A 10696-nucleotide genomic window follows, 5' to 3' on the forward strand; every position below is an offset into this window, starting at 1 on the left:
AGCTCATCAAAAGTTGCTTTGATGTAGTCAACAACCGAATTTACAGAAAAAGGAAATTCTTCAAGGTTAATGTTTCCAGACTCAATTTTTGAAAAATCTAAAATATCGTTAATAACTACAAGGAGTTGATCTGAAGAATATTTAATTTTATTTAAATAATGCTCATATTCCCCAGGCAAACCTTTTTCTAGCAAAATGTTGGTTAAGCCAATAATCCCACTCATAGGCGTTCTAATTTCATGACTCATATTTGCTAAAAATTCAGACTTAGCGGATGTCAGCTTTTCGGCCTCATCTTTGGCTTGCAACAGTTCTTCAGTACGCTGATCAACGCGAGACTCTAATCTTTGCTTTTCTTCATCAAGCTCTTTTAAAAGTTGGATGCGGCGTTGATTTAAAAACAATACGAAAACTAAAAAGCTGCTAAGAATACAGATAATTACAGTAGCGCTGTAAATCAATGTTTTATTTTGCTCAAAATAGGTTGGCTCGTAATAAGATATAATCGACTTTTCTGGCAAGCTTTGTGAAGCTATATCGAACTTGTTTAATTGACGCCAATCGTAAGCATAAACACTTAGTTCTTCACCACTGATTGCACTTAGGCTTTTATTTTCATTGTATAAAATTATCGAATCGGCAATACGTGCGCCTATTTTTTCACCCGACAACACATACCCACCAACAACACCTGAACCTAATAGTACCTCCCAATAACTAAAAACGGGCGCTGAACTTGCTTCAGCTAATCGCTCTACTAGCTGATAAGGGCTAAGAGATTTATTATCGTAATACCTGAAAATGGGTGTAAACAATATAATTGAATCATCTGGCGCATTTTTTATTCTAGTGAGTAGCTCTGGCATTGAAAGATCAAACCACTTTTCTACGTCTAAATACGAAAAGTCACGGTTAATAACCGAAAATAGCCCTCGATAAAAGCTCATCCCAATATCATTTTTTGTATCTAATATAACGATTAATTTTTTAGGCTTCATTAAATTAACAGCGCTTGCTGTTGCTTGCGCGTAGTCTAATTTAGCTTGGATCACTGCTCCATTGGTGCTTTCAGGTAAACTAAATTGAGCGCCTGGTTCTAAATATATTCTTGGAGCATTTATAAAAAAATCATCTAATTGCGATAAAAGTACAGCTGCAGAAGGCGACTGAGTAACAATGATATCTATGTGCTTATTTTTATATTTTTGCTTAAGGTAGTCCTTCATTAACTGTTTTTGATTTGCTTCATCAAAGCGGTTTACATCCATATTTTCAACGAAGAGTTCATAACTAAAAGAACGTTCTATAAGTTTTTTACGCAGTCCAGAATCAACACTTTTGTGCCAAGGCATATCTTGGTTTGTTGAATTTATAAATAAAACATGAGTAACATTTGAAGAAGATTGAGCGTTTGAAATTGGACTCAAAAATAGAAAAACAAGAAATAAAAATAAGATATTAGTTTTCATGTTTCTCATTGTGTAATTAAGGTAAAAGTCTTTTAATGGTAAGTGTTAACGATATATATATCAATTAAAGATAATGTAAATTTCACCATAATTTAACATGCTTACTAATACTATTTTATTTTATTGCTTAATGACGATATTCATTGATAGTTCTTGGGTGCCCTCACTAAACAACCCGTATAAAAAAGCCCCGTATGAACGGGGCTTTTCTATAATAAATCTTTACACTGTAAAAGTTGGAAAACTAGAACGGGATATCATCGTCAAAATCAATGGTCGGTTCCATTGGGTTTGATGCACCACCTTGCGGGGCGTTTTGCGGTTTAGGAGCGAAGCCACCTTGCTGTTGTGGGGCACTTTTTTGCTGTGGTGCATAACCACCTTGCGGCTGATATTGATTACTTTGCTGCTGTGGTGCTGGAGCCGGTTTTGGTTGTGCTGCTGGTGCGGCTTGTTGCTGTGGATTATAGCCACCTTGCTGTGCGCCTTGACCTTGGTTATTTTGACCGTAACCACCGCTTTGTTGAGCACTTTGCGCTTGATTACCTTGGTAACCTCCACCTTGTGATTGATTACCTTGGTAACCACCACTTTGTTGATCGCCACCACGTGCGCCTAACATTTGCATTTGACCAGTAAAGCCATCTACAACTATTTCTGTAGTGTACTTTTCTTGGCCTTGTTGATCGGTCCACTTACGTGTTTGAAGTTTACCTTCAACATAAATTTGTGAACCTTTACGACAATATTCACCAACAATTTCAGCTAACTTGCCAAAAAATACAACACGGTGCCACTCAGTTTTATCAACCATTTGGCCAGTGTTCTTATCTTTATAGCTATCCGAAGTTGCTAGGGTAATATTTGCTACACCGTTGCCGTTAGGCATATAACGAACTTCAGGATCTTGCCCTAAATTACCAACCAAAATTACTTTGTTCACACCGCGTGCCATGGAACCATCTCCTATAAATGTTAGATTAAACCAGCGACTTTACGCGCTTGGTCTAGGTCAAATTCTTTATCATTAATCTTTAAATAGCTGCGACTTTCATCGCGAACTACAGTTGCTTCTATTACACCTGGTAAAGCAACTAACTGAGAAGCAAGTACTTGAGCATGCTCTTCAGAATCTAATTTGGTCATTAAACTAATAACTTTACTTTTGGGTGGGACTTGCATTTTCCACGCAATAATAAGCCATATTAACCCAACAAGTGCCGCTGCCGCAAACACAGCTTGCGTCGTTGTAGTTTGTGCTACATAGCCACCTAACATACCGCCTAAAAAGGCGCCTAAAAACTGACTAGATGAGTAGCCTCCCATTGCTGAACCTTTTTGGCTTGCAGGTGCTATTCGCGATACAAGCGCAGGCATAGTGGCTTCTAAAAAGTTAAACGCCACAAAATAAAGCAGCATACACACAGCAATGCCTACTACACTATTAACCCATACCGACATTGCTAACATACTAATAGTTAACAAGGCTACCGAGCCAATAAATGCTTGTTTTTCTTTCTCTTTTTTAATGGCCACAATCATTATTGGTACCATTAATAAAAATGCTAAAAATAGCACTGGAATATACAAATACCAGTGATGGTCAGCAACCAAGCCATCTTTAATTAATTGACTCGGCAGTACCACAAAAATTGTGGTTAGCGTTAAATGCAATAACAATACACCTGCATTTAATCGTGCTAACTGAGGGTGTTTAATTAATTTTTTAATGTCGCTGAAGCTTGCTAATGTATCGCCTTTGGGCGCTTTATTTACCGCCTTTGGCACTAGCATGGTCACTATAAATATACCAAAGACAGCTAAAATAGCAGTCAACCAAAATACACCTGCAATACCCCACGAAGCGGCGACAATTGGCCCAAGTAACATAGCAAAGGCAAAGCTCATTCCTATGCTCATACCAATAACGGCCATTACTTTTGGTCGTTGCTCATCGCGGCTTAAATCTGAAGCAAACGCGAGTAGCGCACTGGCTATTGCGCCCATACCTTGTAAAGCACGGCCTACGGTAACCATTTGGATAGAGTCAGCTAATGCAGCAACTACAGAGCCAATAGCAAATACAACTAAGCCACCAACAATAACCTTTTTACGACCAATCTTATCGGATAATCGACCCATAGGTATTTGTAGTACAGCTTGCGTTAAACCATACGCACCAATGGCAAAACCAATCCAAATAGGCGAAAAACCTTCAAGCGATTGTCCATAAATAGCCAATACAGGCATCAGCATAAACAAGCCGAGCATTCTAAATGCAAACACACTCGCCAGTGATACAGCGGCGCGTTTTTCTCGTGAATTAAGTGAAGATGCGGTCATTATCTGCGTGATCTTACTCTATGAAAAATTGAGGTTGGGATTCTACCATAAGCTTGGCAATAATTAATCGCCTATAAGTAAGGATTTTTCATTGATCAAGGATTAATATTGCTTCGTATTATGCGATACTGAGTAAATAATTTTGGTAACAAACGAGATAGCATGGAAAACATTGAAGTCCGAGGCGCCCGAACGCACAATTTAAAAGACATCAGCCTAACCATCCCACGTGATAAATTAATAGTTATTACGGGTCTATCTGGTTCGGGGAAGTCATCACTTGCATTTGATACGCTTTATGCAGAAGGACAACGCCGATATGTTGAATCACTCTCTGCGTACGCAAGACAATTTTTATCGCTCATGGAAAAGCCTGATGTGGATCACATCGAAGGCCTCTCTCCTGCCATTTCTATTGAGCAAAAGTCAACGTCTCATAACCCGCGTTCAACCGTAGGTACTATTACCGAAATTTACGATTATTTACGACTTATGTTTGCCCGCGTCGGCGAACCACGATGTCCTACACATGATTTACCACTTGCTGCGCAAACCGTTAGCCAAATGGTAGATACTGTTTTGGCTCTACCTGAGGGCAGTAAATTAATGCTGCTTGCGCCAATAGTAAAAGAGCGTAAAGGTGAGCATGTTAAGTTATTAGAACAGCTATCTAGCCAAGGTTATATTCGCGCCCGTATAGACGGTGAAGTATGTGACTTGTCTGATCCACCAACACTTGAGCTTCATAAAAAACATACAATAGAAGTTGTTGTAGACAGATTTAAAGTAAAAGATGGCTTACAACAACGCTTAGCAGAATCGTTCGAAACTGCACTTGAAATGTCTAATGGTGTTGCACATGTAGCATACATGGACGATAGCAGCGCTGAAGAAATTCTATTTTCAGCAAATTTTGCCTGCCCTACTTGTGGCTATGCAATGACTGAACTTGAGCCGCGTTTGTTTTCGTTTAATAACCCAGCTGGTGCTTGTCAAACCTGTGATGGCTTAGGTATACGTCAATATTTTGATCCTAATCGCGTAGTGCATAACCCAGAGTTAAGCCTTGCTGGCGGTGCAATTAAAGGCTGGGATAAACGCAGCTTTTATTACTATCAAATGCTGCAAGCGGTTGCAGATCATTACAATTTTGATTTAGACGTGCCTTATCAAGATTTAGACAGCGACTCGAAAAAAATTATTTTAGATGGCTCTGGTAGCACTAAGATTGCGTTTAATTACCGTAACGACCGTGGCGATTTAATTACGCGTAACCATGAGTTTGAAGGCGTTTTAAACAACATGAATCGCCGCTACCGCGAGACCGAGTCAAACTCTGTACGCGAAGAACTTGCTAAATACCAAACAAGCCAAGCGTGTCCTAGCTGTCATGGCTCGCGCTTACGCGAAGAATCTCGAAATGTATTTATTGGACAAACCAACTTACCTGCAATCACATGCATGAGTATTGGTGAAGCCATGGAATTTTTTGAAGGTTTAGAGTTAACCGGACAAAAAGGCCAAATAGCTGAAAAAATATTAAAAGAAATTCGCGACCGCTTATCGTTTTTAATTAACGTTGGCCTAAATTATTTATCACTTGAACGTAGCGCCGATACATTATCAGGTGGTGAGGCTCAACGTATCCGCTTAGCCAGTCAAATTGGTGCCGGTCTTGTAGGTGTAATGTACGTACTAGATGAGCCATCTATTGGATTACATCAACGCGATAACGACCGTTTATTACAAACATTGGTCCATTTGCGCGACTTAGGTAACACCGTTATTGTGGTAGAGCACGATGAAGATGCTATTCGTGCTGCAGATCATATTATTGATATTGGCCCAGGTGCGGGTGTTCATGGTGGGCATATTATTGCTCAAGGTACGCGCGACGATATTTTAGCAAGCAAAGAGTCTGTTACGGGCCAATTTTTATCAGGCGTACGTAAAATAGAAATACCAAAAGAGCGTCACCCAACGAACGACAAATGGCTAGAGCTATTTGGCGCAACGGGTAATAACCTTAAAAATGTGGATTTAAAAATCCCATTTGGTTTAATGACCTGTGTGACAGGTGTATCGGGCTCAGGTAAATCAACGCTAATAAACGATACTTTATTTAAACTTGCTCATACAGAGCTAAATGGCGCAACCACTGCCGAAGCGGCACCGTATAAATCAATTAGCGGTTTAGATCATTTTGATAAAGTGATCGATATTGATCAAAGCCCAATTGGTCGTACTCCTCGTTCAAATCCGGCAACCTACACAGGTATATTTACCGGTATTCGTGAGTTATTTGCAGGCACACAAGAAGCGCGCTCACGTGGCTACAAAGTAGGTCGCTTTAGCTTTAACGTTAAAGGCGGACGCTGTGAAGCGTGCCAAGGTGACGGCTTAATTAAAGTTGAAATGCACTTTTTACCTGATGTGTATGTACCGTGTGATGTATGTAAGAGCAAACGCTATAACCGCGAAACGCTCGAAGTCCAATACAAAGGTAAAAACATACACCAAGTACTTGAGATGACTGTTGAAGACGCGCATGAGTATTTTGACAAAATACCGGCTATTGCCCGCAAGCTTAAAACCTTAATGGACGTTGGTTTATCGTATGTCCGCTTAGGTCAAGCCGCTACCACGCTTTCAGGTGGTGAGGCGCAACGTGTAAAACTAGCACGCGAGCTATCAAAGCGTGATACTGGTAAAACACTCTACATATTAGATGAGCCTACAACAGGCTTACACTTTGCTGATATTGAACAGCTGCTTGTTGTATTACATCGCCTGCGCGATCACGGTAACACCATTGTGGTTATTGAGCACAACCTCGATGTTATTAAAACAGCAGATTGGGTTATTGATTTAGGACCTGAAGGCGGAGCTGGCGGCGGTGAAATACTCATTGCAGGTACACCAGAAGAAGTGGCCGAATGTGAGCGTTCACATACTGGGCATTACTTAAAACCTCTATTAAATAAATAGAGGTTCAGTTGTGACAAATTAATCGGCTTTGAGGTTATTTAACTGTCGAGATTACACTTAATTAAAAATGGCGAGAAGATTCACTTCTCGCTATTTTTTGGCTCTAATTTTTCTTTTATCAACATAACAATCGAAAATGTTATTAAAGAAAGCAACACACTGCTGCAAATTTAACCTTGAAAGATCAACAGACCCTAGTTATTCCAACTTATCTGTATTATTTGCATGTCTTTATATTTTGATTCTGTAAAGAAAATTTGATTGTTATCACTAATAAAAAATGCGATGGGTTTAAAATCCACGTGCACATCTTTTACTGTCTTATCTTCTAAATTAAGCCGAGCAACTCTTGAAATCGCATCAGAGTAGTAAAGGTAATTACCATTAATAGCAAAAAGTTGTGCTTGTCGCGCGTCTTTGGGTAATTCCCAACTCTGTTTATTTGATAGTTTAATTAACTGATTATTAGTAATTGCATAATTAGTACCGTCAGCGCCTGAAATTAATTTGTTGGCTTTAATATCCTCTAATATAGTTGTGTCTCGCGTTAATAAATTAAACTGAGCAAATAGGTTTTCTGAACCACTTCGCTCTAAATAAATTATACTTTCATTATCTTTAGACCATACATAGTTTAGTATTTGTCGCCCTTTAAACTCAGCTATGGTATAGAGTTTGTTCGACATAACGTCAAAAAATGCAATATCGCTATTAACTCTTAATAAAACACGATCCTGCTTACTCGATACTCTTAGCCCGCCAATAGCAAAGGTAGATTTCCCTTCATAAGTAAAGTTACTAAGTTGCTTTGTAAGTCCATTTTGAGATAACCACAACTGACTGCTGCCAGAGCGCTCGGATACAAAAATATGCGCTGGTCCTTTCTCATTAATGACTTCTACAATGTGGTAGTCGTCTTCATCACTTTTGTAGAGTGCTTCATACTCAGGAACATCGCTAAAAAGATTAGTCGCTTTAATTAACGAAAATGCTTGTGTTTTATTTGCTGAGTAAAAGAGGCTATTAGCAGATTGAACTGCAATATAATAAGGTGAAATTGCTGGGGTAACCGTTAGTGTGCGTTTAATAATATTATTTTCATCAAACACAATGGTTGAAAGGTCAGAGGCTTCAAAAACAATCACGCCTTTATCGTCTGCAAGCCAGTCAAACGCGAAGCTAATTATGCTTTTCTTTGCTTTAAATAATCGCTTGGTTTCATGGGTCTCAAAGTTATAGCTAAATACAGAAAAAGGCTTACCCTTTTGACTAAGTATATATGCTATTTTATTACCTGAAGAAGATAAGCGCGGCATTATTACGCCATACATTACACCTGGTGGTGGAATAACAATGGACTCTTTTTGTAACTCTAAATCAAATTTATATAAACCTGAGCCATCTTGCTCATTTTTATATTCAGTGTAATAAATATATTCACTATTTTCGTCTACTTGTGCGTAGCCGGTGTATCTAAGGTCACACTTTTTAATTAATGTAGCCTCACCAACAATAGGAAACTGGCTTAAATCAACCAGTACCATTTCGCACTGCTGTTGTTTTAAGTTTGTAGCTTGTATAAGCACTGCGTGCTGATTTAACTGCCACGATAAAATAGATACTTGAAAGCCAGGATAGGTAATTTCAACCTCCCTTTGATCAGATAGTCGCTTTACAAATGCATGCATTACGTCATTTTCAGGTTCAACATTTGTATAAGCTAAATATTGTTTATCTGAGGAGATCTCAGGGTGAACCTCACTGCCTATATTCCATGTGCTTGCTACCTTATTAACCGTGATCTGTTTAATCTTTTCACTAGAAGGTGCATTAATAAAAAACAACCCAAACCATATTAAAAAGCACAGGCAAATAATGACGAGTAAAGAATAAATCAAAAAATTTTTACTATTCTTTTTTTGAACTGGTTGAGAAGTAGTTGCAGTAGCTATCTCTTCATTTTTGGCAGAAATACCCGGTGAGTCAGGCAAAATGTTTACAGGCTCTTTCAAAACGTTTGCTTGCGTTAAACGCTCAGGTATTACTGTTAGGCTATATCCTTTACGGTAATGCGTTTTTAAAAGCGGCGCTTTTTCAATTGGGTGGGCAAGCTGCTTTCTTAACTCTGAGATTGCACGGTTAATCGCATTATCATCAACAAAGCTCTGTTGCCACACACTCTCAATAAGCTCTTGGCGGGAAACAATTTGTTGAGGCTTGTCTATAAAGTGAAGTAATAGCTTTACTAAAAGTGGATCTAATTCCCTTTCTAAATGGTTTGAAGTAATCACACAGCGATTACTAATAAATTGCCAAGGTCCGATTTGATAATTCATAGTTTTTACGTATTTTTATTTTTATGAACCGTATCACATCTACACTTTCTTTTATAGAAAAAGCATTTTAAACCTTATATTAGCATTATAAGGTTTAAGGCTAACCCTCTAAATTAAAAAAATTATTTAATTTAAAAACCTTATCTATTAATTGCTCATAACTAGATAAGCGACTCTCAATAAATTCAGCGATATTCTTTAAACCGTCATCAACAAGCAGCTTAGTAAAAAATCATTTGTGATTCTAAATTGGCTGCAATTAAAAATATAAAAGGTTTAATTATGAATAGCACAATGAAAAAAGTACTACCGGCTTTACTACTAGCAACTGCTTTTAATACAACTTCAGTTATTGCAGCTGACGCTAAACAACACACCGTTCAAAGTAATTTTAATCAATGCATAATTGGTGAAAGCGTAGAGGCGATTAACCCAGTTAATAAAAAGCAGCAAGAAACAAACAACATAGACGCCACTGAGTCTTTAAAAAGTAATGTTGATACACAAACGTTACTTTCTTCGATAGATGAAAAAATATCAGCTGAGCTTGACTCTTCAATGAGCAAAATAAACTCGCAAATTGATAAAAACCTTTCAAAGTTAACATCCTCAATCACTGCATATTTCAGCACTGTGTTATCGAACTAAAAACAATAAAATTAAAAGTTACATAAAGGAATATCATGAAAAAATTCACAAAAAAATTAGTATCTGCCAGCGTATTACTTAGCTGTAGTCTTTTAGCAAATACAGCACAGGCCCAAAGCTCTGTATGGCAAGTAAGCAATGGTAATGACTCACTATTTATTGGCGGTACAGTTCACATACTACCTAAAGCTGAAATGCCACTACCCGCTGAGTTTAACCATGCTTATGAACAAGCGGATACAATTATTTTAGAAGCACCGATAACTGACCCAGCCGACACTAATGCGCAAATGCAAATGTTAGGCGCACTATCGTATACAAATAACGAAACGTTAAGTCAAAAACTAGAACCCGAGATTAAGGCATCACTTGAAAATAAGCTTAACGAGTTTGGCGCTAATCTCGCTAAGTTAGATGGCTTTCGCCCTGCTATGGTTGGTATTGTTTTAATGTCGATGGAGCTTCAAAAGCAAAATTTAATGGGTGAAGGTGTTGATGCTTATTTTACTAAAAAAGCGACTGAAGATAACAAAACAAAAAATTACTTAGAAACAATGGAATTTCAGTTAGAGCTTTTTAAAAAAATGGGTCAAGGCAACGAAAACGACTTCATTAAACATAACTTAGCCGAGCTGCACAACTATGGCGATATGTTTAAAGGACTTTTAGCTGCCTGGCGCAAAGGTGATACAGACACACTGAATAAAGTGGCACTTGAAGATATGCAGAAAAATGATCCGAATAGTTATAAACAACTCATTCCAGATAGAAATAATGATTGGTTACCAAAAGTAGAAGCCATGTTTAACAACGATAAAAATGAGTTTGTACTTGTTGGAGTTGCCCATCTTGCAGGACAAGATAGTTTACTTACCTTACTTGAAAATAAGGGCTATAAAGTTTCTCTAGTTG

General features: G+C 38.1%; 7 protein-coding genes. 3 read left to right on the top strand and 4 right to left on the bottom strand.

All coding sequences use genetic code 11. The annotated features are described in order from the left end of the window. From H5072_RS04195 to H5072_RS04205, 3 genes are all read right to left on the bottom strand, one after another. Window positions 1-1427: histidine kinase dimerization/phospho-acceptor domain-containing protein (locus tag H5072_RS04195; protein ID WP_310735871.1), on the bottom strand; the 1427-nt coding region annotated here is incomplete at its 3' end. A 286-nt stretch (window positions 1428-1713) separates the two neighbouring features. Further along, window positions 1714-2424 (bottom strand): single-stranded DNA-binding protein, encoded by a 711-nt coding sequence (gene ssb / locus H5072_RS04200; RefSeq protein WP_182692802.1) that lies wholly within the window; start codon window positions 2422-2424, stop codon window positions 1714-1716. 20 nt (window positions 2425-2444) lie between these two features. After that, window positions 2445-3812: an MFS transporter gene (locus H5072_RS04205; protein ID WP_149602041.1), complete on the bottom strand. Its 1368-nt coding sequence runs from the start codon at window positions 3810-3812 to the stop codon at window positions 2445-2447. Window positions 3813-3974: 162 nt separating this feature from the next. Here H5072_RS04205 and uvrA point away from each other — a divergent pair, with 162 nt between their 5' ends. Then, complete coding sequence (gene uvrA / locus H5072_RS04210) at window positions 3975-6800, top strand: excinuclease ABC subunit UvrA (protein ID WP_182692803.1); 2826 nt, start codon at window positions 3975-3977, stop codon at window positions 6798-6800. A 194-nt stretch (window positions 6801-6994) separates the two neighbouring features. On the opposite strand, the gene H5072_RS04215 is transcribed toward uvrA, so the two are convergent. Then, window positions 6995-9136: a transcriptional regulator gene (locus H5072_RS04215; RefSeq protein WP_182692804.1), complete on the bottom strand. Its 2142-nt coding sequence runs from the start codon at window positions 9134-9136 to the stop codon at window positions 6995-6997. Window positions 9137-9418: 282 nt separating this feature from the next. Here H5072_RS04215 and H5072_RS04220 point away from each other — a divergent pair, with 282 nt between their 5' ends. Both H5072_RS04220 and H5072_RS04225 read left to right on the top strand, forming a co-directional pair. Next, the gene (locus H5072_RS04220) at window positions 9419-9784 is read left to right on the top strand and encodes a hypothetical protein (RefSeq protein WP_182692805.1); all 366 of its coding nucleotides are present in this window, start codon (window positions 9419-9421) and stop codon (window positions 9782-9784) included. 35 nt (window positions 9785-9819) lie between these two features. Continuing rightward, on the top strand, window positions 9820-10696 hold an 877-nt coding region (locus H5072_RS04225; RefSeq protein WP_182692806.1), incomplete at its 3' end, for a TraB/GumN family protein.

It is taken from the genome of Pseudoalteromonas sp. SR45-5, from assembly GCF_014163565.1.
GTDB lineage: Bacteria > Pseudomonadota > Gammaproteobacteria > Enterobacterales > Alteromonadaceae > Pseudoalteromonas > Pseudoalteromonas distincta.